The sequence below is a fragment of the Actinoplanes sp. NPDC023714 genome (genome assembly GCF_040639855.1).
Lineage (GTDB): Bacteria > Actinomycetota > Actinomycetes > Mycobacteriales > Micromonosporaceae > Actinoplanes.
Genome location: NZ_JBFAAR010000014.1, coordinates 15,129 through 36,917 on the forward strand (window position 1 = coordinate 15,129; position 21,789 = coordinate 36,917).

The following is a 21,789-nucleotide window of genomic DNA, read 5'->3' on the forward strand; positions in this document are numbered from 1 at the left end:
GACGACCGAGCGTCAGAACGTGATCGGCACGCCGTTCCGGACGAGCTGCCAGTTCTTGACGAAGAAGTCGGCCGGGTCGATCGAACCCTTCGCCTGCGCCCAGTCGATCAGGAGCTGGCGGATCTCCTGCTGCGCGTTGTAGACCTGGGTCTTCACGATGCCGGGGAAGCTGCCGCCGCCGGAGCGCCGGTAGTTGTTCACCGCCACCACGAACTGGGCGTCGGCCGCCACGTCGGCGCCGCCGATCTGCAGGCGGGTGATCCGGCTGCCGACCGGCCTGCTGATGTCGATGTCGTAGTCGACGCCGGAGAACACGTCGTAGTTGTAGTCCGGCACCGCCGGGTCGCTGATCGTCTCGGTGTTCACCGGGGCGTCCGGCGCCAGCGTCACGAAGAACTTGGCCGAGTACTCCAGGTAGGCCTTCACCTCGGCGCCGGTCATCACGACGGCTTCCAGGGTGTTGTCGTAGATGTAGAGCCCGGCCACGTCCTTGATCTTGACGTCGCCCTGTGGGAAGACCGCGGTCCGGCTGAACGGCGCGGCGATCGACAGGACCGGCAGGTTCGCGTACTGGCCGCCCGCGAGCGCCGCCGTGACGGTGTCGGTCTGCACCTTGTTGATGTAGTCGAGGATCGGGGTGTCCTCGTACCGGGAGGAGGCCGCGGAGAGCGTCTCGGTCGAGGTGGCGACGACCTGGTTGACGTACTTCACGGTCTTCTCGTGCTGCTTGCGCACGGCCGCGAGCACCTTCGGGTCGGCCTCGACCGTGTTGGTGTTCAGCGACGCGGCCGCGGCCTTGGTGATCTTCCACCCGCCGCGGTCGCGGACCAGGTCGAAGTCCATCCTGGTGAGGCGCTGGCCCCACTTCGACGGCTCGGAGAGCAGCACCTGCTTGCCGGTCTTCAGGTTGGTGACGAACCGCTCCGGCACCTCGCGGTGGGCGTGCCCGAAGAGGATCGCGTCGATGCCTGGGACCTGCTCGGCGATGAGCGCGGTCGGGTTCTCGTTGGGCAGCTCGTCGCCGTAGCTCGAGGTGCCGCTGTCGCCGCCGTGCGCCGAGATCAGCACGATGTCCGCGCCGCGGGCCCGCATGATCGGCACCCACTTCGCCGCCGTGGCGATCATGTCGAGGAACTCGATCTTCCCCTCGACGTTGGCCCGGTCCCAGATGGCCGAGCCCGGGTTGGTCAGGCCCAGGATGCCGACGCGCAGGGTCGGCGCGTGCCGGCCGAGCGAGACCTTCTTGATCACGTACGGGGTGAAGGCCGGCCGGCCGGACTTCGCGCTGACCGCGTTCGCGGCGAGGGCCGGGAAGCCGAGCTGGCGGATCCAGAGGTTCAGCAGCGGCAGGCCGTAGTTGAACTCGTGGTTGCCGAGCGTCACGGCGTCGTAGTGCAGGACGTTCATGGCGCGGGCCATCGGGTGCTTCTCACCGGTCGTGGTGATCGGCTCCTGCTTGGCGTAGTAGGTCGCGAGCGGCGTGCCCTGGATCGTGTCGCCGGCGTCGAGGACCAGGACCGGGCCGGTCGCCTCGTCGCGCAGTTTGTTCACGAGCGCGGCGAGCTTCGCCACGCCGACGTCGTTGTGGGCGCTGTCGTCGTACTCCTTATCGGAGTAGTAGTCCCAGTTGTAGACGTTGCCGTGGGTGTCGGAGGTGCCGAGCACGGTGAGCCGGAACGTCGGCGACGCGGGGGGCTTGCGTCCACCGGCCTGTGCCGCGTCGGAGAAGACGAGCGGCGCGGCGACGGACGCCGCCGAGGCGGCGAGCACGCTACGGCGCGATACGCCGGAGAGAAGGGTCATTCCCCGGACCCTAAACGTTCGATAGGGCTCCGGTCGATCGATGCCGTGTTGCATGAAGATCAAATCTGCTCCAACGACGGGATACCGAGCAGGGACATGCCGATGTGGAGCGCCCGGGCGGTCCGGTCGGCGAGCGCGAGCCGGCTCGCCCGCACGGCCGGCTCCGCCCTCAGCACCGGGCACCTCTCGTAGAAGACCGAGAACGTCGCGGCGAGGTCGTGCAGCCAGGACGCGAGGCGATGGGGTTCCCGCAGCTCCGCCGCGCTGCGCACGGCGGGTTCCAGCCCGAGCAGCGCGAGACCGAGGGCACGTTCCGCCGGGTGCGAGATCAAGACCTTTCCGGGTACGTCGTCCGTCCGCTTGAAGATCGACCTCACCCGGGCGTACGCGTACTGGAGGTAGGGCCCGGTGTTGCCGCTGGACGCCAGCATCCGGTCCACGTCGTACACATAATCGCCGCGCCGGTCGCCGGAGAGGTCGGCGTACTTGATCGCGGCGAGGCCGATCTCCGGCGCCGAGGCCCGCGCCACCGCCTCGTCGAGCAGGCCGGCCAGCTTGATCGTCTCGCCGGACCGGCTCTTCAGCATCTTCCCGTCGGCGCCGAGCACCGACCCGAACCCGATGTGCTCGGCGCTGACCGATTCCGGCAGCCAGCCGGCCATCCGGGCCACCGCGAACACCATCCGGAAGTGCTCCCGCTGCGGCGCGCCGACGACGTAGAGCAGGTCGGTCGCGCCGAGGTCCCGGACCCGATGCCGGATCGCGGCCAGGTCGGTCGCCGCGTAGCCGTAGCCGCCGTCGGACTTCCGTACGATCAAGGGGGTTGACCCTCCCGGCGGGAAGACGCAGAGCGCGCCGCCGCTCTCCACCAGCAGACCCCGGGCGCGGAGATCGGCGACCACCCCGGCCAGGGCGTCCTGATAGCCGCTCTCACCCGCGAAGTCGTCCGGCCCCAGGGTGATCCCGAGCCGGTCGTAGACGGCCAGGAACGCCCGCTCGGACCGCTCGACCAGCCGCCGCCACAGCTCCCGGGTCCGCGGATCGCCGGACTGCAGCGCGACCACCCGCAGCCGGGCCCGGTTCCGGAACTCCTCACTCGCGTCGAACTTCGCCCGCGCCCGCTGATAGAAAGCGGTCAGGTCGTAGTCGTCCTCCCCCTCGCCGACGAGGTGCTCGATCAGCATGCCCATCGGCGTGCCCCAGTCGCCGAGGTGGTTGACCCGCAGCACCTCGTGCCCCTGCCACTCGAGGATCCGGGCCAGGGCGTCGCCGATGACCGTGGAGCGCAGGTGCCCGACGTGCATCTCCTTCGCGACGTTCGGGCCGGAGTAGTCGACGACGATCCTCTTCGGAGCGCCCACCGGCTGGACGCCCATCCGCTCGTCGTCGATCGCGTCGAGCGCCTCGGTGAGAGCCTGATCGGAAACGGTCAGGTTGAGGAATCCCGGCCCGGAGACGACGATCTCGGCCAGGTCGGCGAGATCCGCTTTGGCGGCCACCTCGGCGGCGATCTCCCGGGGCGGCCGGCCCAGGGTCAGGGTGCCAGGCGTGCGGGCCAGCGCGAGCGGCGCCCCGGACTGGAAGTCGGCGTGCGGGGAGGCCCGGACGGCCGGGTCCACGGGGGTACCGGCGACCGCTTCGAGGGCGGGCGCCAGCCGGTCGGACAGGAGTTGTTCGAGATTCACGGTCGGCCTCATCGGTTCGCGGGAACGAGGAGGCGGGTCGATCGACCGGCGCGCGGACTCCCACCGGCGGGATGACCCGCCGGGGAATGCGCATGGCTTCAGCGGCGGTCCGGGGAACGCCGGCGTCGCACGCTGAAGCAGAACATGCGGCGACTATAACGACTGCCCGCCGAGCCCGCCCGCGAGTTCCCGCCACCCGAATCGCGTGTTGACTTCAGGTCCGCATCGCACCCCCACTCAACACGCGTTGGCGGCACCCCCGGTGCGTGTTGAGTTCGGGTCCGGATCACACCCCAACTCAACACACAGCGGCCGCCCAGACCTCGCGTGTTGAGTTGAGGTTCGATTCGCACCCGAACTCAACACACAGCGACCGCCCAGACCTCGCGTGTTGAGTTGAGGTTCGATTCGCACCCGAACTCAACACGCACGGACGCCCCAGACCTCGCGTGTTGAGTTGAGGTTCGAATCGCGCCCGGACCTAACACGCAACGGCGGCACCCCGGGTGCGTGTTGAGTGGGGGTTCGGATTGCACCTGAAGTCAACACGCGGGAGGGGGCGTCAGTGGTCCTGGTGGGCGATACGGGTTAACTGCGGCCACAGCAGGATCAGGAAGACGATCGAGCCGGCGAAGGCCACCCAGAACGGCGCGGCGATGCCGTAGTGGGTGGCCAGCACGCCGCCGAAGGCCGAGCCGATCACCAGGCCGCCGTAGACGCAGATGGTGTTCACGCTGCCGACCCGGCCCTGGAGGTGGGACGGGACGGCCCGCTGGCGGACCGTGGTGGAGGTGGTCCCCCAGACGAACGCGTGCGCGCCGAAGACGAAGAAGACCGGCAGCGCCACCCAGGGCGACGTGGTGAGGGCCAGCGCCAGGTGCACAAGCGTCTCGATGGTGAGGCCGATGCGCATCAGGTTGCCGAGGCTGATCCGGGCGGTCAGCCAGCCGTAGCAGGCCGTGCCGAGCATGCCGCCGACCGCGCCGACCGTGGTGATCAGGCCGAACCCGACAGCGCCGAGTCCCAGCCGCTCACTCGCGTAGAGCACCAGCACCGACCAGGCCGCCCCGAACGTCAGGTTGAAGATCAAGATCGTGAGGCAGAGGGTACGGACGGCCGGATGCCGGACCACCCAGCGGACGCCCTCGGCGATCTCGTGGCGGACGCTCCCGACGGTCCCGGCGGCGTCCGCGTGCCGGCCGTGCGGCGGCAGCGCGACCCGGGACACCAGCAGCATCCCGGCCATGACCAGCACCACCTCGGTGACCAGCGGCCAGACCCGGCCGGCCGCGAAGAGCGCCGCGCCGATCGGCGGGCCGGCCAGCTGGTTGAGCGTGATGAAACCGGTCTGCAGCCGGGCGTTGGCGATCACCAGGTCGTCGCGGCGGACCAGCATCGGGGTGAGCGTCGAGGTGGTGTTGTCGGCGAAGACCTCGGCCGTCGAGATGAGACCGAGACCGATCAGCGCGCCCGGCACCGTGAGCTGCCCGGCGCCGAGCAGGGCGATCAGTGCCGCCAGCACGACGAGCCGCAGCGCGTTGGCGGTCAGCACGATCCGGCGGCGGTTGTGCCGGTCCGAGAGCACCCCGGCGTACAGGCCGAAGAGGAGCGGCGGCGCCCAGTTCAGCAGCGCGGCCATCGAGATCAGGATCGGGTCGGCGGTGAGCGACGCGACGAGCAGCGGGCCGGCCGCCGCGGCTATGCCGTCGCCCAGGTTGGTGGTCCAGGAGGACGCGAGGAGCCACCGGAATCCGATGCCGAGCCGGGCGGGGAGGAAGGTCTGGACGAGCGTGCTCACAAGGGGAGCACCTTACGTGCCGGGAGGCGTGACTACGATCGAGATATGTGGGACCTGACCGGCGCCGGGGTGCTGCGGCTGCCGTCGGGGCGGCTCGTCCGGGGCCGTGGCCTGCGCGACGCCATGCCGTCCGGGCATCCGCCCCAGCTCGGAATCTATCTGCTCGGCGCGGCGCCGCCCGAGTTCGGCTGGGAGAGCCACTGGGTGCGATGGCCCGACTTCCGGTTGCCGGCCGATCCCTCGTACCTGAGAGAGGTTTTGATCGAAAGCCTGCGCCGCAGTGAGGATGAGCGGGTCGAGGTGGCCTGCGGCGGCGGCCGGGGACGGACCGGGACCGCGCTGGCCTGCCTCGCGGTGCTGGACGGAATCCAGCCCCGCGAGGCGGTGACGTTCGTGCGGGGCAACTACCATCCCCGCGCCGTCGAGACGCCCTGGCAGCGGAGATTCGTCGAGCGCTTCGGCTAGGGGTGGGGTCAGCCCTCCTCGGAGAGGACCTTCTGGACCTCGGTTCGGAGGTCCTCCACCTCATCGAGGATGTTGTGGTGCTCGCTCGAGGTGTACCGCAGGATCGATCCGGCCTCCTGCAGGCTCGGCTTCGCGCCCGGCTGCACGGCGATGTTCAGCTTCGTCTTCCACACCCGCTCGGCGGCCTTGGTGGCCGCCGCGTCGATCTGGGCGGAGAGCCACTTCTTGTCGGCGTCGGTGAGTGCCACGGGGATGTCCTCCAGATGCCAGGAAGCCGTCGAGGCTTCGTGCTTGGTCTCGTACGAGGCGCTGAAGTGCGCGTGCTCGGTGTGCGGGCTGGCGCCGGAGTACGAACGCTGCCGCCAGCCGTTCGACGCCTCCCAGATCCGGCGGTTGTAGATGATGTAGCGCAGCCGCTTCTCGGCGCCGCTGCGGCAACGGCGCAGGATGTGCTGGACGACCATCTCCATGGTCAGATTCGGCGTACGCAGATCATCGTCCGCGTCGAACGCGTGCACCTCGTGCTTGGCGTCCGCGTCCCGGATCGGCACCCGGCCGACCTCGTCGTCGTTGTGATCGGACACGCTGGCCTGATGTGCCCGGTCGCCGATGGTGCCGTCGCTGGTCTTGTCCCGGCCGGGGGCTATCTCGTTCAGCTCGGTGCGCAACCGCACCAGGCAGGGCACCAGAACCCAATCAGCCATCGGGGGGTCCTCTCTCCTCAGTGACCGATCCCCCGCGTGCGCACCCATACTTACCGCTGGAACGCCCTCGCAAAACGCTCTAATAGGTGAATCGGCCCGGATACACCACGTCGGCGAGCTCGTTCTGGCCCTCGGCGTTCGGGTGGAAGTAGTCGATCTCGTTCACCAGGTCGAGGGTGAATCGCACCTCGTGCGCCCGGCCGCCGTCCCAGCGGCACCGTTTCCCGTACGCCTTGCAGGCCTTGCGCAACTGCTCGTTGTAGGCGTCGATCCGGTCCCGGACGGCCCGCCGGCGCTCCTCGTCGGCGGCCGCCTTCGAGGTGGGGGCGGCGAGCATGGACGGGCAGATCCGGCCGTCGCTCCAGACCCGCGCGGCGTCCTCGTCCCGGCTGCCGACCTCCCAGAGCCGGTAGAGGTCCGGGATGCTGACCATCAGCACCCGGCTCTTCGGCAGGCCCTTCTTCAGCCTGCTGAGCCCCCGGTCGATCTCCTGGCGGAACGTGCGGACCGCCGTCATGTTCTCCACCCGGCCGGCGCAGGCGTCGTTCGCTCCGATCAGGATCGTCACGTACTGCGCCTTCGCGTCCACGGCCCGGTCGGCCTGCCCGGCCAGGGCGTCCGCCTCGGCCCCCGGCTCGGCGAAGTTGTCCGCATTCCCCTTGATCTTCGGGTTCTCGTCGAGGATCCGCCGGTAGTGGCTCTCCACGGCCCTGCCCGCGCCGGTCGACCAGGAGTTGCGGCCGCAGGCCACGAAGGCGAGACAACTGCCGAGCCCCGCGGTGATCGAGTCGCCGAGAGCGGCCATCGAGGACGGATAGCGGCTGCTCGCCGGCGAGGACCGGGCGCTCTTCGAGGGCTCCGGGGCGGCCTCGCCCGCGCCCTCACAGGCGATCGCGACGGCGGCGAGAACCGCCAGGACCGGGACCTGCCAGCGACGAAGCATAGTTCCCGAACGATATGACAGCCCTGCCGCCGATGCCCAGATCCCACCGATTTATGGCACGACGCCGGGAGCGATGCAACAAAGACGCACATCGCCCTTTCAACCGGCCTGAGCCGGACAAAATCAAGTTGTTGACATCGACGCTGAATGTTGCGAGTGTGCGAACACCACGTTTCGTGTGTGTTCTTGTGAACAAAGCTTCCAGGAGAGGCTCGATGTCACCATCCGCGCACCGTTCCCGTCGTTCGTTCACCGCCCTGCTGGGCACCCTAGTCCTTTCGCTGACGTGTGTGAACGTTCCCACATCGGCCTCAGCAGGCCCTAAGCACTCCCCCGACACCTCCTGCGCGACCACCGGCTCGGTCGACTTCGGCGTGGATCTGGCCGGCTCCGGCTGGAAGTTCACGACCGGCGACGACACGGCCTGGTCGGATCCGGCGTTCGCCGACTCCGGCTGGCGGGACTGGAGCGTCCCGGACAACTGGGGCGACCACACCGACCTGTCCGGGTACGACGGATTCGCCTGGTACCGCAAGACCTTCACGCTGCCGGCCCGCCCGACCGGCGTCGCCGACGCGAACATCATCGCGGCGCTCGGCAAGATCGACGACGCCGACCAGGTGTTCCTGAACGGCACCGAGATCGGCCGGACCGGCGGCTTCCCGCCCAAGTTCGACTCGACGTGGGAGGTGCCGCGGGAGTACTACCCGGCGGACGGCCTGCTGCGCTGGGGCACGACGAACACCATCGCGGTCCGGGTCTACGACGGCACCGGTGGCGGCGGCTTCTACCAGGGACCGGTCGGCCTCTACTCGAAGGCGCGGCTGCGCACGCTCGCCGGCATCACCGGGACGGCTGCCACCCGTACCCAATTGGCCCATGCATGCGCCGTGCTGAACAAACAGCACCGCGCCGTCGCCGCAGGCGACTGGCGCGCCTACTCCTCGACGCTGGCGTCCGGATTCTTCCACCAGGGCGACACCGCCGACCGCCGGATCACCGAGCTGAAGGCGCTGCTCAAGAACGGCAGGGTCACGCTCACCGACAGCCAGGCCGAGGTGTTCGTGGACGGTCAGGGCCGGCTCGTGGTCGACACGATCCGCACCTGGACCGGCCTGCCCACCACCCGTGAGCTGCTCTACCTCGACCCCCGCAAGGACGTCGAGCTGGGCGACCACGCCCGGTTCTTCCGGGACGACTACGCCTCCGCGGCGATGCAGCGGCGCGTGCAGTTCAACGTCTACCTGCCGAAGAACTACACCCGAACCACGGCCGAGCGGTTCCCGGTCGTCTACATGCTGAACGGCTTCAACGGCAGCAACATCGAATGGGAGGCCCGGGACATCGACGCCGTCCTGGACAAGCTCGGCGTCAACGCCATCGTGGTCTTCCCGGACGGGCAGAGCGGCTGGTACGTCGACACCTCCGAGGGCAACTTCAAGTCGATGATCGTCAAGGAGATCGTGCCGATGGTCGACCGGGTCTACCGGACGATCCCGGACCGCGAGCACCGCGGCATCAGCGGCGTCTCGATGGGCGGGCAGGGCGCGTTCACGATCGGCCTCACCAACCCCGGCCTGTTCAGCTCGATCGCCAGCCACATGGGCGCGCTCAGCTTCGCACCGCTCATCGGCACCACCGAGGAGCGGGCCGCGAACGCCGGCCTGCGCCCGCTGACCCTGGTCGCCGGGATGTCCGCGGCCGACCTCAACCGGCACCGGTTCTACCTCGACGGCGGCGACTCCGACGAGTACCGGTTCGGCGTGGCCGCCCAGCAGATGAGCACGCTGCTGGCGGGCAAGGGCGTGAAGCACGACTACCAGCTCGGCGCCGGCAACCACAGCGACGCCTACTGGATGCCGAAGCTGGACCGGTCGTTCGGGCTGCACGCCGAGCAGTTCGCGGCCCACCCGGTGAAGCAGCCGAAGGAGCCGAAGAAGCACAGGGACGCCTACCGCTGGCCGTGACGGCCGCGCTCGCCCCGCCCTCCCCGCCCTCCCCGCTCTCCCCCGATCTTGTGGATCCGCACAGCACCGGGCCTGCCGGAATCAACAAGATCGGGGAGGAGAGGGCCCAGCGACGCAGCGGACCGCCCCTCCACCCCCGATCTTGTGAATCCGCACAGCACCGGGCCTGCCCGAATCAACAAGATCGGGGACGAGAGAGCCCAGCAACCCAGCCAACCGCTCCCCCACCCCCGATCTTGTAAAACCACACAACACCGGGCCTGCCGGAATCAACAAGATCGGGGAGCAGGAGAGGGAGAGGGAGGGGATGGGGGCTCAGCGGTGCAGGAGGTCGTGGGTCGCGGAGATCGTGGCCCACGACTTCGGCGCTACCGGTGCTCCGCGAAGAGCCGCGACCGACGCGATCACCGGCTTCGACGGGGTGTAGAGCCACGCCGAGAAGAGCGCGTCCAGATCCTGCCCCGAGATCTTCTCGGCGAGGGCGGTGAACTCCGGGGTGGTGGCGTTGCCGTACCGATGGGTCGCCGCCCAGGTCCGCAGGATCTCGAAGAAGTCGTCGTCGCCGACAGCGACCCGCAGCTGGTGCAGGGTCATCGCGCCGCGGTCGTAGACGGCGTCGCCGAACAGCTGGGCCGTTCCCGGGTCGGCCGGCGCGGTGGTCCAGATGTCGGCGTCGGCGGGGTAGGTCGCGTACAGATAATCGAAGATCTCCTGCGCGGTGCCTTCGTCGTTCTTCTCGGACCAGAGCCATTCGGCGTAGCTCGCGAAGCCCTCGTTGAGCCAGATGTGCTTCCACTCCTCGACGGACACCGAGTCACCGAACCACTGGTGGGCGTTCTCGTGCACCACGACCGAGGTGTTGGAGCCGCGGCGGAAGAAGGCCGACGAGTAGTTCGGCCGGGTCTGGGTCTCCAGGGCGAAGCCCAGCGTGCCGGGCGGCGTGACGACGCCGCCGCGCGCCTCGAAGGGGTACGGCCCGAACACCTCGCTCTCCCAGTCGGTGATCTCGGCGGTGCGTTCCACACTGGCCTGTGCCGCGTTCCGGAAGTCGGGTTCGAGCAGCTGCGAGTAGGCGTTGTAGATCAGCTGGCCGGACGAGGTGGTGTCGGTCGTGATGTCGTACTGGCCGACCGCGAGGAACGTCAGGTAGGTGGCCTGCGGCTTGAGCGACCGCCAGCTCCACCGGGTGTAGCCGAGCGTCTCGCGTACGGGCGGGCGCGGCTGGACGCCGTTGCTGATCGCTTCGAGGCCGTCCGGCACCGAGACCGAGACGTCGAAGGTCGCCTTGTCCGACGGGTGGTCGTTGCTCGGGTACCACCACCAGGCGATCTCCGGCTCACCGACGGCGAGGGCGCCGTCCGGGGTCCGGATCCAGGCGGTGTACCCGGCGCCGACCTCGGTGGACGGGACGCCGGCGTACTGCACGACGATCGTGAGGTCGCCGCCGTTGGCGACCGGGCGGGCCGGGGTGACGACGAGTTCGTGCTCGCCCTGTGTCGTGAACGCGGCGGGCCGGTTGTTGACCCGCACCGACGAGACGTCGAGCAGGAAGTCGAGGTTGAACCGGCTCAGATCCTGGGTGGCCTTCGCCAGGATCGTGGTGGTGCCGGTCAGCCGGTCGGTGGATGGGGTGTAGCGGAGCCGGATGTCGTAGTGGGAGACGTCGTATCCGCTGTTGCCGTAGTCGGGGTAGTAGTCGTCTCCGAGGCCGGGGCCGCCCGGCGCCTTGGCGTGGGCCGCCGCCGGGGCGCCCACGAAGATGATCATGGTGGCGACGAAAGCCGCAAACAGTCTTCGCATCCCGCCAACGTATCGAAGAATGTTTATCTACTGAACAGCACGGCGCACTCCACGGCCCGGCGCCAGTTCGCGTACTCGCGGGCGCGCGGCTCCGGGTCCATCCGCGGCGCCCACCTGCCGGCCCGGTGCCGGTTCGCCCGGAGATCACGCAGGTCGGACCAGTAGCCGACGGCGAGACCGGCCGCGTACGCCGCGCCGAGCGAGACCGTCTCGGCCACCATCGGCCGGTCCACCGGGACGCCGAGGACGTCCGCGACGAACTGCATGAGCAGGTTGTCGGCGGTCATGCCGCCGTCGACGCTGAGCGCCGTGAGCGCGAGCCCGGAGTCGGCGTTCATGGCGTCGACCACCTCGCGGGTCTGCCACCCGGTCGCTTCGAGCACCGCCCGCGCCAGGTGACCCTTGGTGATGTACGAGGTCAGCCCGACGATCACGCCGCGCGCCTCGCTCCGCCAGTAGGGGGCGAACAGCCCCGAGAACGCCGGCACGATGTAGCACCCGCCGTTGTCCTCGACGGTCGCGGCCAGCGTCTCGATCTCCGACGCCGTGCTGATCAGCCCGAGGCCGTCGCGGACCCACTGGACGAGCGAGCCGGCCGTGGCGATCGACCCCTCCAGCGCGTACGTGACGGGTTCCGTGCCGATCCGGTATCCCACCGTCGTGATCAGCCCGTGGCTCGACCGGATCGGCGTCGTGCCGGTGTTCATCAGGAGGAAGCCGCCGGTTCCGTACGTGCACTTGGCCTCGCCCGGCGCGAAACAGGTCTGCCCGAAGAGCGCGGCCTGCTGGTCACCGACGGCGGCCGCGATCGGCACCCCGGGCAGCACGGCGTCCGCCGTTCCGTACACCGAAGCGGACGACCGGATCTCCGGCAGCATGGCCCGCGGGATCCCGAACAGCGCGAGCAACCCGGGGTCCCAATCCAGAGATTCAAGATCCATGAGCATCGTACGACTGGCGTTCGTCACGTCGGTCAGATGCCGCCCACCGGTCAGGTTCCAGATCAGCCAGCTGTCCATCGTCCCGAACAGGACCTCACCCCGCGCCGCCCGGGCGGCCAGGCCGTGTTTCCGCAGCAGCCACTGGATCTTGGTGGCGGAGAAGTAGGTGGCGGGCGGCAGGCCGGTCCGCTGCCGGACGAGGTCCGCGTCGAGCCCGGCCACGAGACTCTCGGTCCGGGTGTCCTGCCAGGAGATCGCCGGCGCGACGGGCTGCCCGGTCGCCCGGTCCCAGAGCACCACGGTCTCCCGCTGGTTGGCGATCCCGACGGCCGCCACCTGCTCCGTCCCGATCCCGCTCTCGCGCAGCGCCTTCGCGATGAGCCGCTGCACGTCCCGCCAGATCCGCGCGGCGTCGTGCTCCACCCAGCCCGGCTTCGGGTACGACGGCGGGTGCTCGCCGCGCACGGCCGCCACGACCGTCGCCTTCCGGTCGAACAGGATGCACCGCGTCGACGTGCTCCCCTGATCGATGGCCATCACATACCGCTCGCTCATGCCCCCGCCAGGTCTCTCGAGATCGACCGCGCGCTCGCCACCACGTGCTCGACCAGCGCCGGCCGCGCCTCCCGCCGGGTGTCGCAGAGCGTCTCCACCGGCCCGGAGATCCCGATCGCGCCCACCACCAGCCCGCCGCTCGTCCGCAGCGGCGCCGCGATCGCCGCCTCGCCGGCGCGCCATTCCTCGACCGCGAGACCCCACCCCCGCGCGCGGGTCTCACCCCACTGCCGGGCCAGATCTCGGCGGTCGGTCGAGGTCCTTCTCGTGTACGCGTCGAAGCCGCCCGCGGCCACGTCCCGCGCTTCGACGGGGTGGTAGGCCAGCAGCACCTTGCCGAGGGCCGTGGCGTGCGGCGGCAGGAGCAGGCCGGTGTCCATCGACTGCGCCGAGTCGTCCGGCCGGAACACGTGGTGCACGACGAGCACCCGGCGGTCCCGCAGCACCCCGATCCGCACCTCCTGGCCGCTGCGCGCCGCGAGCGCGTCCGCCCAGTTCAGCGACCGGGCCCGGAGCTCGTTCACGTCGAGGCCGGCCGACCCGAGCTCCAGCACGCCCCGGCCGAGCCGGTAGCGCGCGGTCCTCGGGTCCTGCTCGACGAACCCGACGTGTTCCAGCGTCCGCAGGATGCTGTGCGCCGTCGACTTCGGCAGATCGAGCGCCAGGGCCACCTCACCGACCCGCAGAGGGTCGGCGGCCAGCAACCGGAGCACGGCGGAGGACCTCTCGATCGACTGGATGAGCCCCGGCACGTGCGACATTGTCGCACGCGGTGCGTTGCCGGACCTCCGGGCTCTCCCTAGCGTCGCAGCTCGGGACGTCGATTCAGGAGGTAACGTGGCGCACTTCGTCGGCGCGATCGATCAAGGCACCACCAGCACCCGTTTCATGATCTTCGACCGGGCGGGCCGGGAGATCGCGCGCCACCAGCTGGAGCACCGGCAGATCCTGCCGGCCGCCGGATGGGTCGAGCACGACGCCACCGAGATCTGGGAGAACACCCTCAAGACGATCGCCGTGGCGCTGGCCGGCGCCGGACTCGGGCCCGGCGACCTGGCCGCGATCGGCATCACCAACCAGCGGGAGAGCGTGCTGGTCTGGGACCGGGCCACCGGCGAGCCCTGCCACAACGTGATCGTCTGGCAGGACACCCGCACGGACGCGCTGGTCGCGCGCCTCGACGCCGGCCTGATCCGGGAGCGGACCGGGCTGCCGCCGGCCACCTACTTCTCGGCGACCAAGGTGCAGTGGCTGCTGGAGAACGTCGACGGGCTGCGCGAGCGCGCCCAGAACGGCGACGTGCTGTTCGGGACGATGGACAGCTGGCTGATCTGGAACCTGACCGGTGGGCGGCATCTGACCGACGTGACGAACGCCAGTCGTACGATGCTCATGGATCTTGAATCTCTGGACTGGGATCCGGAGCTCCTGCGATTGTTCGGGATCCCGCGGGCCATGCTGCCGGAGATCCGGTCGTCCGCTTCGGTGTACGGAACGGCGGACGCCGTGCTGCCCGGGGTGCCGATCGCGGCCGCCATCGGTGACCAGCAGGCCGCGCTCTTCGGGCAGACCTGTTTCGCGCCGGGCGAGGCCAAGTGCACGTACGGAACCGGCGGCTTCCTCCTGATGAACACCGGCACGACCCCGGTCCGATCGAGCCACGGGCTGATCACCACGGTCGGCTACCGATTCGGCACGGACGCGCCCGCCTACGCGCTGGAGGGGTCGATCGCCGTGGCCGGCGCGGCCATCCAGTGGCTGCGCGACCAGCTCGGCGTGCTCGACTCGGCGGCGGAGAGCGAGGCCCTCGCGGCGTCGGTGGAGGACAGCGCCGGCGTCTGCTTCGTCCCGGCGTTCTCCGGGCTGTTCGCGCCCTACTGGCGGCCGGACGCGCGCGCCGCGATCGTCGGCCTGTCCCGCTACCACACCGCCGCGCACATCACCCGGGCCGCGCTCGAGGCGATCTGCTACCAGACCCGGGACGTGGTCGAGGCGATGGCGCAGGACTCCGGCACCACCCTGGACTGTCTCCAGGTCGACGGCGGCGTCACCGGCAACGCGCTCTGCATGCAGTTGCAGGCCGACATCCTCGGCGTCCCGGTGAGCCGTCCCGCCGTCGCCGAGACCACCGCGCTGGGCGCCGCCTACGCGGCCGGGCTCGCCGTCGGGTTCTGGAACTCCGTCGACGACCTGCGCGAGAACTGGCACGAGGACCGGCGCTGGCAGCCGTCCTGGTCGCCGGAACGACGCGAACAAGGCATCACCCGCTGGAAGGCGGCCATCGACCGCACCCTCGGCTGGAATGTGGGGAATCTTTGATGAACACCGGAACGATGTCGCCGCAGGCGCGTACCAAAGCCCTGGCCACCCTCGCCTCGGAAGAGCTGGACGTGCTCGTCGTCGGCGCCGGCGTGGTCGGCGCGGGCGCCGCCCTCGACGCCGCCACCCGCGGGCTCTCGGTCGGGCTGCTGGAGGCCCGCGACTTCGCGAGCGGCACCTCCAGCCGATCCAGCAAACTGATCCACGGCGGCCTGCGCTACCTGGAGATGCTGGACTTCTCGCTGGTCCGCGAGGCCCTGCGGGAGCGCGGCCTGCTCATCCAGAAGCTGGCGCCGCACCTGGTACGCCCGGTGCCGTTCCTCTACCCGCTGCAGAAGCGCGCCTGGGAGCGGCTCTACGTCGGCGCCGGCATCGCGCTCTACGACACCCTCGCACTCTCCGGCGGCGCCGCCGGCCTGCCCATGCACCGGCACCTGTCCCGCAACGAGGCGCTCAAGGCGTTCCCGTCGCTGCGCCCGGAGTCGCTGATCGGCGCGATCCGCTACTACGACGCGCAGGTCGACGACGCGCGGCACACCATGTTCCTGGCCCGGACCGCCGCCGCGCACGGCGCCCACGTCGCCACCCGCACCGAGGTGACCGGGTTCCTCCGCGAGGGTCGCCGCGTCGCCGGCGTCCGCGCCCGCGACCTGGAGACCGGCGCCGAGCTCGAGATCCGCGCCCGCACCGTGATCAACGCGACCGGCGTGTGGACCGGCGACAGCCAGGAGATGCTCACCGGCGAGCGGGGGCAGTTCAAAATCACCGCCAGCAAGGGGATCCACCTGGTGGTGCCGCGCGACCGGATCTCCGCCAAGAGCGGCATGATCCTGCGTACGGCTTCCAGCGTGCTCTTCGTGATCCCATGGGACCGGCACTGGATCATCGGGACCACGGACACCCCGTGGACGCTCGACAAGGCCGAGCCCGCCGCGTCCTCCCGGGACGTCGACTACCTGCTCGACGAGGTCAACAAGGCCCTCGTCACGCCGCTGACCCGCGACGACGTGCAGGGTGTCTACGCCGGCCTGCGCCCGCTGCTCTCCGCCGACGCCTCCAGCACCGCGAAGCTGTCCCGCGAGCACGCGGTCGGCAACCCGGTCCCGGGCCTGGTCGTGGTGGCCGGCGGCAAGTACACGACGTACCGGGTGATGGCGAAGGACGCGGTCGACGCCGCGGTCGGCGACCTCCCCACCCGCGTGCCGGCGTCCTGCACCGACCAGGTGCCGCTGCTCGGCGCCGACGGCTACCGGGCCGCCTGGAACCGCCGCGGCCAGCTGGCCCGCCGCGCCGGCCTGCACGTGTCCCGCGTCGAGCACCTGCTCCGCCGCTACGGCACCCTCGCCGACGAGCTGCTCGCCCTGATCGAGGCCGACCCGGCACTCGGCGAGCCCCTCACCGGCGCCACCGACTACCTGGCCGCCGAAGTCGTCTACGCGGTCACCCACGAGGGCGCGCGCCACCTCGAGGACGTCCTCACCCGCCGTACCCGGATCTCCATCGAAACCGCGGACCGCGGCGTCGCCGCGGCCCGGACCACCGCCGAGCTGATCGCCCCCCACCTCGGCTGGACCGCCGACGAGACCGAGCGCGAAATTACCCGCTACGAGGCCGTCATCGTCGCCGAACTCGCAGCCCAGCAGGAGCTGGACGACGAGAGCGCCGACGCCCGGCGCCGCGACGTCCCCCTCGCCACCACGGCCGCCTGACAATGGCCCTTCGCCGGGCGGTGAGCGTCTCCGATCAGGTCCGCGACCACACGGAGAGCTCACCGCCCGGTGTGGACACCACCTTGAGCCCGTCCGGCCCGGCCAGGGTCCACGCCTCGAACTCCGCGTCGGCGGGGACCGTCAGGCGCGACTCCCCGACGAAGTCGATCAGCAGCCCACCGAGTTCGTCACCGGTGGCCGACGTGACCACCCGGCCGACGAGCGCGACCTCATCCTCCCCACCCGGCGTGATCTCAAGGGTCCGATCCGCGTCGGCGAGCGTGAAAGCCGTCTCGATACGAATCTCGTAGCCGCCGCTGAACGTCAGTGCCACGGTGTATCCGAAATCCTGGGCGACGACCATCTGCCCTGCGAATCCCAAATCCATGATCACCATCCTTGGGGTATGGGATAGGACCCGTCGGGCCGGATCGGAATGTGCGTGGCCGAGTTCGGCCCGGATTCTCCTGATCCTTACAGAAACATACGTATCCGTCGAGATTCTTGGATTATCACCCGGCCGATATCAGCGTTACCGGCCGACCCCGGCTTTTGATGGACGGTGCCCTGCCCGTTGTCGGCGGTCCGCGACGACCAGCCGGGCTTCACACCGGCCGGATTTCCGGCCGTCGAGTCGGCGGCGCCGGACGCGGCCGCGTCGCCCCGCGTCTCCATCGGAGCAACCCGGTCGTCTCCGGACGCCCGGACCGCGAGGTTGCCGACCGCCGCCGTGGCCAGGCCGACGCCGGTCACCACACCGGCGGCCGAGACCGCGGTCAGCGGCACCCCGGCGATCGCGCCGACGCCGGTCGAGCTCAGGGCCACACCGGTGCCTCCGCCACCGGCGCTGATCACCGCGAGGCCGACGCCGGCGGCCGCAAGGACCACCGATCCCGGATTGCTGATGATCGCGTTCCCGATCGAGGCGGCGCCGTTGACGACGTGCGCCGCGGCATCGTGCACGACATCGCCGAATTCGTCGAGCCAGCCGGACTTCTCCGGGGCCAGGCTCGCCTTGTCCCGCAGCGTCCGGGCCGTCATCGCCGCGGCCGACCGGACCTGAATCCGCGCGTTATCCAACGTACTCACGGCCGACACCCGGAAGGCGTCATCGCATAGTCGTCCAGCGCACCGGCTCCAGCTTGCAGGGCGTCGGCCGCCGTGAACCACCGTCCCGGCTCGGAGGCGAACCTCTCCCGGAACCGGTCGGCGGCCACCCCGGTCCAGGCCCCGATGTCGATCAGCCGGAGACCGTCGCCCGCCTCGCCGGCGCTCTTCGCCCGTCCCCGCAAGGTCACGGCGTCGGCGGCGACCGCGTCCGGATCTCCGGGCACCAGCGACCGGGGATCGGACGTCCCGCCCAGCTCACTCATCCACCGCCTCCAGTGCCGGGTCGGTGGTCAAGGTCCGGGCCGCGGCCTCGTCCGTGGCACGATAGACGGCCGCGGCCCGGGTCAGCACGTCGCTGATCAGCCGGGCGTCCTCGACGAGCAGGTCCAGCCCGTCGTCCCATCGGCCGCAGTAGTCGCGGACGGCGCCGGACAGTTCTTCGTCGCCGTACCGAGCCGCCGAGCGCTGGAGATCCTCGAGGCCGGTCCGATCGTGAGCGGCGGCGGTCTGCGCGATTCCGGCAGCGGCCTCGTCGATCGCGGCGAGGTCCACATGGAACACCGGTCCGTCCATGTCTTCTCCTCGCGTCTCTTCTCCTCGCGTCCCGAACGCGTGCTCGGTGGAATACCGCATCGGCACCGGCGGGGTTCAATGTCTCGGTTCTTCCGGCACATCTGAACTCGCTGCTTCACCAGGGGGTTCTCTTCGGGCAGGGATGCACTTCACCTTCGCCTTCTTCGGAGAGAGGCCGTCATGTACGAGCAGCAGTGGCAGCCGTATACGCCCGTCAGCTCAACTCCTCCGCCCTCGCCCCCGCCGGCTTCCTGGTCGTTCGAGGGGGCGGCTCTGCAGCAGACCTCGGAGTGGCCCCGGCCCGGATCGGGGTGGGTCAGTCATCAGGAGCACGCGGCGATCGCGGTGACGCTGCGGTACTCGCCGCTCACGCTGCTGCTCGGGCTCTTCACGCCGGTGCTGGCCGTGGACGGGCAGCCGGTGGCGGCGGGCTGGAAGCGGCCGATCGTGGTGCCCGTGGTTCCGGGGCGCCATCACCTGCACGTGCACGTGCCGTACCTGATCCCCCGCCGGATCGGCAAAGCCGATCTGGACGTGGCCGTCCTGCCGGGGCAGACCGCCGCGCTGGAGTACCGGGCTCCGACCATCGCCTGGATGCGTGGTGCGCTGGGCGGGCCGCCGCAGAAGTATCCCGGCACGGTCGCCACGATCGTGCTGCTGGTGTTCACGATGTTGATGGCGTTCTGCGCGGTCGGCAACGCGATCGTGGCGGCGTCGGCCGAGACCCGGTCGGTTCCGGCCTGGGCGCCGACACCCGGGCGGACGATTCCGTCGCTGCCGCCGGTCTCCTCGTCCTCGTCCTCCTCGTCGTCCTCTGGAGGGCCCGCGCTTCCCTCGTTCGCCGCCGCGGACGAGACCTCGGCGGTGCGGTTCGAGGGGTGGCCGTTCGGCTTCCGTACCCCGGCCGGCTGGGACTGTGTGGACGCGAAGGTCGAGGTCGACGACGCCGAGGCGTTCATCTGCTCCGGCTCCGGCGGCGACGAGCGCGTCGGCGTGATGCTCCGGTCGTGTGCCCCGCCGTGTGATGAGGCGAGCACCGCGCGGATGACGAAGGACTGGTTCACCGCCGTACCGGAGCGGGTCGACGATTCGACCCATTTCCTGGAGTCCGAAGAGGGCGACCGCTATCAGCTGGAATTGGACCACTTCTTCGGTGGGCCGAAATGGCAGGTCGGAGTGGTCGGGACGGCGCCGGCCGAGTCCCGTGACGCGGTGCGCAAGGTCGCGGACGACATCCTGCGCCAGGCCTCCTGACATGTCGTCCTTTTCAGCTTTTTCCGCTTCTTCCGCCGATGGGCCGGATGGATGGGTCGACGACTGGCAGGACTCGCTCGAGGAACGCCTCGCCCGCACCCGCGCGCTCGCCGCGAAACTGCACGCGCTCACCGGCCGGGCGGCAGCGGCGGGCGGCATGGTCGAGGTCGCCGTCGACAGCGCCGGCGCGCTCGTCGATCTGTATCTGTCCGAGGAGGTCCGCCGGCACTCCGCCCGATGGATCGCCGAACAGGTGCTGGCCGCGTCCGACGCGGCGCGGGCCGACCTGGCGCGGCGGGCGGTCGCGGCCGCCCGCGAGGACGGCGACGACGAGACGCCGGAGGGGCGGGTGCTGCTGACCGCCTTCACCGATCGGCTGGGCAGCCGATGAGAACCGATCGGCTGGGCAGCCGATGAGAGCCGATCGGCTCGGCGGCCGATGAGAGCCGACCCGGATGATCTGCGGCGGCACGCGTCTCATCTGGACGGCGTGCTCGCCCGCGCCCGATTCGCCGGAGATGACACCCGGATGACGGCCGACGCCTACGGTCACCTCTGCGTCATAGTGCCCATTCTTCTCGAACAGGTCAGAACCCCGCTCATCGAAGCCATCGAGACGGCGGCGCGGGCGGTGGGTGACAGCGCCGAGGCGGTCCGGCGGGCGGCGGACGACTACGAGCACACCGACGGGACGAACGCCACCGACCTGAGCGGCCGGGTGCCATGACATCGCCGGGTGCCATGACGTCGCCGGGTGCCATGACGTCGCCGGTGACCGGGATCGGCATCGCCGAGGACATCGAACTGATCGCGGACGGCGTACGGAACGGCAGCTGGATCGACGGCACGCTCGGTGTCACCGGCGCCGGCCTGGACGCGCTCGCGTACGTCGCCGACCCGATCGGCATGCTGCTCCAATCCGGGGTGGCCTGGCTCATCGAGCACGTCCGTCCCCTCACCACGGCGCTGGATCAGCTCGCGGGTGACCCCGTACAGATCCAGGGAAACGCACAGAGCTGGCGCCGGACCGCCGAAGATCTCCGCCTGCGGGCCGATGAAATCGGCTGGTCCACCCGGCTGCATCTGTCCGATTGGGATGGTGTGGCGGCCGACGCCTGCCGCCGGCGCGCGGAGCGGGAGCAGCACGCGACATCGGCCCTGGCAGCCGCCGCCGACACCCTCGCCGCGGTGATCGAAGGCGCGGGCGCGCTTATAGCCGCCGTCCGCCTGCTCGTCCGCGACGCGATCGCGTTCCTGGTGTCGAGGCTGGTCGTCTACGCCGCCGAGGCGATGTTCTCCCTCGGCCTGGCGACGCCGCTGGTGGTGGGGCAGGTGACCGCGGCGATCAGTTCATGGGGCGCCCGGATCGCCGAATTCCTGCGCGGCCTGCTCCGCAGCCTCGCCAACCTGACCCCGATCACGCACGGCCTCGCCGAGCGCATCGCGGAGATCAGGAGACTCTTCACGCCGGCGCATGCCGACACGACCGCCGCGGACGCTCTCAACCGGGTCCGGCGGCGCGGTGCGGGCCCACGGCTCTTCCGCCGGATGGACGTGGCCTACGAGATAGCCGCCAAATACGACATCGACATTTCCGGTCTGCGCATTTCGCTGGGCACCGTGCAGGAGCGGGTCGCCTGTGGTGAGACATTCCGTGACGGGTCCATCCAGCTCTATCCGCCCGGTTTCCGCAGCGAGGAGGACCTGGCCAGAACCCTGGTCCACGAGAAGTTCCACCACGACGAGCTCGCTGCGGGAAGGCCTTTCCCCGAGAATCGGGAAGAGAAGGACGCCTTCGAAGACCGAGCTTATGCGTACGAGGATGAATGGTGGGACAATCAGCCAATCCGCCCGGAGCCGAGGACCCGATGACCGCCACACACGATCAATGGCTCGACGCGTTCGACATCGCCTATCGAGCGGTGCCCGGCCCGTACGATCTCGCCTGCCCCAACTGCGGACATCATCGCCTCAATGTCGTCTTCACCGGTGACCGGGATCGGCTGATCGGCTATGCGGCCTTCTGGTGCGACCACTGCCTCCAGGGGATCGTCACCAGCCGCACGCACATCCCCGAGGAAGCCGTCATCAGGGACATCCACCTCCCCGCCGAGGAGCGGGAGCCGAAGATCCCGAACTTTCGGCTCGCCACCTGAACCACCG

The 21,789-nt window shown here is 70.1% G+C and carries 21 protein-coding genes; 9 read left to right on the forward strand and 12 right to left on the reverse strand.

Annotated elements, in window-relative coordinates; translation table 11 throughout:
* Nucleotides 1-12: 12 nt before the first annotated feature.
* From AB0G10_RS39140 to AB0G10_RS39150, 3 genes are all read right to left on the reverse strand, one after another.
* Nucleotides 13-1,803, reverse strand: a complete 1,791-nt coding sequence (locus AB0G10_RS39140) for a 5'-nucleotidase C-terminal domain-containing protein (protein WP_360934134.1) — start codon at nt 1,801-1,803, stop codon at nt 13-15.
* A 59-nt stretch (nt 1,804-1,862) separates the two neighbouring features.
* A complete protein-coding gene (argS, locus tag AB0G10_RS39145) occupies nt 1,863-3,488 on the reverse strand; it encodes an arginine--tRNA ligase (RefSeq protein ID WP_360934136.1) in 1,626 nt (541 codons plus the stop codon).
* A gap of 562 nt (nt 3,489-4,050) precedes the next feature.
* Entirely contained in the window at nt 4,051-5,286 is a 1,236-nt protein-coding gene (locus tag AB0G10_RS39150; protein WP_360934139.1) for an MFS transporter, read from the reverse strand.
* A gap of 45 nt (nt 5,287-5,331) precedes the next feature.
* Here AB0G10_RS39150 and AB0G10_RS39155 point away from each other — a divergent pair, with 45 nt between their 5' ends.
* Nucleotides 5,332-5,751, forward strand: coding sequence for a protein-tyrosine phosphatase family protein (locus AB0G10_RS39155; RefSeq protein ID WP_360934142.1), 420 nt, complete (start codon nt 5,332-5,334; stop codon nt 5,749-5,751).
* 8 nt (nt 5,752-5,759) lie between these two features.
* On the opposite strand, the gene AB0G10_RS39160 is transcribed toward AB0G10_RS39155, so the two are convergent.
* Nucleotides 5,760-6,455: a hypothetical protein gene (locus AB0G10_RS39160; protein ID WP_360934145.1), complete on the reverse strand. Its 696-nt coding sequence runs from the start codon at nt 6,453-6,455 to the stop codon at nt 5,760-5,762.
* A 79-nt stretch (nt 6,456-6,534) separates the two neighbouring features.
* Nucleotides 6,535-7,398, reverse strand: coding sequence for a GDSL-type esterase/lipase family protein (locus AB0G10_RS39165; RefSeq protein ID WP_360934147.1), 864 nt, complete (start codon nt 7,396-7,398; stop codon nt 6,535-6,537).
* Nucleotides 7,399-7,688: 290 nt separating this feature from the next.
* Between AB0G10_RS39165 and AB0G10_RS39170 the strand changes: the two genes are divergently transcribed.
* A complete protein-coding gene (locus AB0G10_RS39170; RefSeq protein ID WP_360934150.1) occupies nt 7,689-9,365 on the forward strand; it encodes an alpha/beta hydrolase-fold protein in 1,677 nt (558 codons plus the stop codon).
* A 315-nt stretch (nt 9,366-9,680) separates the two neighbouring features.
* On the opposite strand, the gene AB0G10_RS39175 is transcribed toward AB0G10_RS39170, so the two are convergent.
* Genes AB0G10_RS39175 through AB0G10_RS39185 form a run of 3 tightly spaced genes read right to left on the reverse strand, consistent with a single transcriptional unit; the run spans nt 9,681 to nt 13,413 of the window.
* Nucleotides 9,681-11,165, reverse strand: a complete 1,485-nt coding sequence (locus AB0G10_RS39175; protein WP_360934152.1) for a M1 family metallopeptidase — start codon at nt 11,163-11,165, stop codon at nt 9,681-9,683.
* Between the two features lie 23 nt (nt 11,166-11,188).
* Nucleotides 11,189-12,661, reverse strand: coding sequence for a glycerol kinase GlpK (gene glpK, locus AB0G10_RS39180; RefSeq protein ID WP_360934155.1), 1,473 nt, complete (start codon nt 12,659-12,661; stop codon nt 11,189-11,191).
* Nucleotides 12,658-13,413 carry an IclR family transcriptional regulator gene (locus AB0G10_RS39185; protein WP_360934158.1) on the reverse strand — a complete coding sequence of 252 codons (756 nt, stop codon included), beginning with the start codon at nt 13,411-13,413 and terminating at the stop codon, nt 12,658-12,660. The genes glpK (AB0G10_RS39180) and AB0G10_RS39185 overlap by 4 nt, the downstream gene beginning before the upstream one ends.
* Before the next feature lie 85 nt (nt 13,414-13,498).
* Here AB0G10_RS39185 and glpK (AB0G10_RS39190) point away from each other — a divergent pair, with 85 nt between their 5' ends.
* Together glpK (AB0G10_RS39190) and AB0G10_RS39195 are read left to right on the forward strand one after the other, a co-directional pair.
* Nucleotides 13,499-14,980 (forward strand): glycerol kinase GlpK, encoded by a 1,482-nt coding sequence (glpK, locus tag AB0G10_RS39190; protein ID WP_360934161.1) that lies wholly within the window; start codon nt 13,499-13,501, stop codon nt 14,978-14,980.
* Nucleotides 14,980-16,689, forward strand: coding sequence for a glycerol-3-phosphate dehydrogenase/oxidase (locus AB0G10_RS39195; RefSeq protein WP_360934164.1), 1,710 nt, complete (start codon nt 14,980-14,982; stop codon nt 16,687-16,689). The genes glpK (AB0G10_RS39190) and AB0G10_RS39195 overlap by 1 nt, the downstream gene beginning before the upstream one ends.
* A gap of 34 nt (nt 16,690-16,723) precedes the next feature.
* Here AB0G10_RS39195 and AB0G10_RS39200 read toward each other — a convergent pair whose 3' ends face one another.
* From AB0G10_RS39200 to AB0G10_RS39215, 4 genes are all read right to left on the reverse strand, one after another.
* Nucleotides 16,724-17,077 (reverse strand): DUF6188 family protein, encoded by a 354-nt coding sequence (locus AB0G10_RS39200; protein ID WP_360934167.1) that lies wholly within the window; start codon nt 17,075-17,077, stop codon nt 16,724-16,726.
* A gap of 86 nt (nt 17,078-17,163) precedes the next feature.
* Nucleotides 17,164-17,778: a hypothetical protein gene (locus AB0G10_RS39205; RefSeq protein WP_360934170.1), complete on the reverse strand. Its 615-nt coding sequence runs from the start codon at nt 17,776-17,778 to the stop codon at nt 17,164-17,166.
* The gene (locus AB0G10_RS39210; RefSeq protein WP_360934173.1) at nt 17,775-18,062 is read right to left on the reverse strand and encodes a putative T7SS-secreted protein; all 288 of its coding nucleotides are present in this window, start codon (nt 18,060-18,062) and stop codon (nt 17,775-17,777) included. The genes AB0G10_RS39205 and AB0G10_RS39210 overlap by 4 nt, the downstream gene beginning before the upstream one ends.
* Nucleotides 18,055-18,372, reverse strand: coding sequence for a hypothetical protein (locus tag AB0G10_RS39215; RefSeq protein ID WP_360934176.1), 318 nt, complete (start codon nt 18,370-18,372; stop codon nt 18,055-18,057). Before AB0G10_RS39215 ends, AB0G10_RS39210 begins: the two co-directional genes overlap by 8 nt.
* 180 nt (nt 18,373-18,552) lie before the next feature.
* On the opposite strand from AB0G10_RS39215, the gene AB0G10_RS39220 reads away from it, so the two are divergent.
* Genes AB0G10_RS39220 through AB0G10_RS39240 form a run of 5 tightly spaced genes read left to right on the forward strand, consistent with a single transcriptional unit; the run spans nt 18,553 to nt 21,782 of the window.
* Nucleotides 18,553-19,626, forward strand: coding sequence for a hypothetical protein (locus AB0G10_RS39220; protein WP_360934179.1), 1,074 nt, complete (start codon nt 18,553-18,555; stop codon nt 19,624-19,626).
* A 1-nt stretch (nt 19,627) separates the two neighbouring features.
* Nucleotides 19,628-20,017 (forward strand): YbaB/EbfC family nucleoid-associated protein, encoded by a 390-nt coding sequence (locus tag AB0G10_RS39225; RefSeq protein WP_360934182.1) that lies wholly within the window; start codon nt 19,628-19,630, stop codon nt 20,015-20,017.
* A 48-nt stretch (nt 20,018-20,065) separates the two neighbouring features.
* On the forward strand, nt 20,066-20,353 hold the full coding sequence (locus AB0G10_RS39230; protein WP_360934185.1) for a type VII secretion target: 288 nt from the start codon (nt 20,066-20,068) through the stop codon (nt 20,351-20,353).
* Between the two features lie 14 nt (nt 20,354-20,367).
* Nucleotides 20,368-21,498, forward strand: coding sequence for a hypothetical protein (locus tag AB0G10_RS39235; protein WP_360934188.1), 1,131 nt, complete (start codon nt 20,368-20,370; stop codon nt 21,496-21,498).
* The gene (locus AB0G10_RS39240) at nt 21,495-21,782 is read left to right on the forward strand and encodes a hypothetical protein (RefSeq protein WP_360934191.1); all 288 of its coding nucleotides are present in this window, start codon (nt 21,495-21,497) and stop codon (nt 21,780-21,782) included. The genes AB0G10_RS39235 and AB0G10_RS39240 overlap by 4 nt, the downstream gene beginning before the upstream one ends.
* The last annotated feature ends 7 nt before the right edge of the window (nt 21,783-21,789 follow it).

Excerpts from the sequence above, each read along its gene's own strand:
- AB0G10_RS39140 (WP_360934134.1), bottom strand. The coding sequence starts at position 1,803 with ATGACCCTTCTCTCCGGCGTATCGCGCCGTAGCGTGCTCGCCGCCTCG.
- AB0G10_RS39155 (WP_360934142.1), top strand. The coding sequence starts at position 5,332 with ATGTGGGACCTGACCGGCGCCGGGGTGCTGCGGCTGCCGTCGGGGCGG.
- AB0G10_RS39160 (WP_360934145.1), bottom strand. The coding sequence starts at position 6,455 with ATGGCTGATTGGGTTCTGGTGCCCTGCCTGGTGCGGTTGCGCACCGAG.
- AB0G10_RS39165 (WP_360934147.1), bottom strand. The coding sequence starts at position 7,398 with ATGCTTCGTCGCTGGCAGGTCCCGGTCCTGGCGGTTCTCGCCGCCGTC.
- AB0G10_RS39175 (WP_360934152.1), bottom strand. The coding sequence starts at position 11,165 with ATGCGAAGACTGTTTGCGGCTTTCGTCGCCACCATGATCATCTTCGTG.
- glpK (WP_360934155.1), bottom strand. The coding sequence starts at position 12,661 with ATGAGCGAGCGGTATGTGATGGCCATCGATCAGGGGAGCACGTCGACG.
- AB0G10_RS39195 (WP_360934164.1), top strand. The coding sequence starts at position 14,980 with ATGAACACCGGAACGATGTCGCCGCAGGCGCGTACCAAAGCCCTGGCC.
- AB0G10_RS39200 (WP_360934167.1), bottom strand. The coding sequence starts at position 17,077 with ATGGATTTGGGATTCGCAGGGCAGATGGTCGTCGCCCAGGATTTCGGA.
- AB0G10_RS39210 (WP_360934173.1), bottom strand. The coding sequence starts at position 18,062 with ATGAGTGAGCTGGGCGGGACGTCCGATCCCCGGTCGCTGGTGCCCGGA.
- AB0G10_RS39215 (WP_360934176.1), bottom strand. The coding sequence starts at position 18,372 with ATGGACGGACCGGTGTTCCATGTGGACCTCGCCGCGATCGACGAGGCC.
- AB0G10_RS39220 (WP_360934179.1), top strand. The coding sequence starts at position 18,553 with ATGTACGAGCAGCAGTGGCAGCCGTATACGCCCGTCAGCTCAACTCCT.
- AB0G10_RS39225 (WP_360934182.1), top strand. The coding sequence starts at position 19,628 with ATGTCGTCCTTTTCAGCTTTTTCCGCTTCTTCCGCCGATGGGCCGGAT.
- AB0G10_RS39230 (WP_360934185.1), top strand. The coding sequence starts at position 20,066 with ATGAGAGCCGACCCGGATGATCTGCGGCGGCACGCGTCTCATCTGGAC.
- AB0G10_RS39235 (WP_360934188.1), top strand. The coding sequence starts at position 20,368 with ATGACGTCGCCGGGTGCCATGACGTCGCCGGTGACCGGGATCGGCATC.
- AB0G10_RS39240 (WP_360934191.1), top strand. The coding sequence starts at position 21,495 with ATGACCGCCACACACGATCAATGGCTCGACGCGTTCGACATCGCCTAT.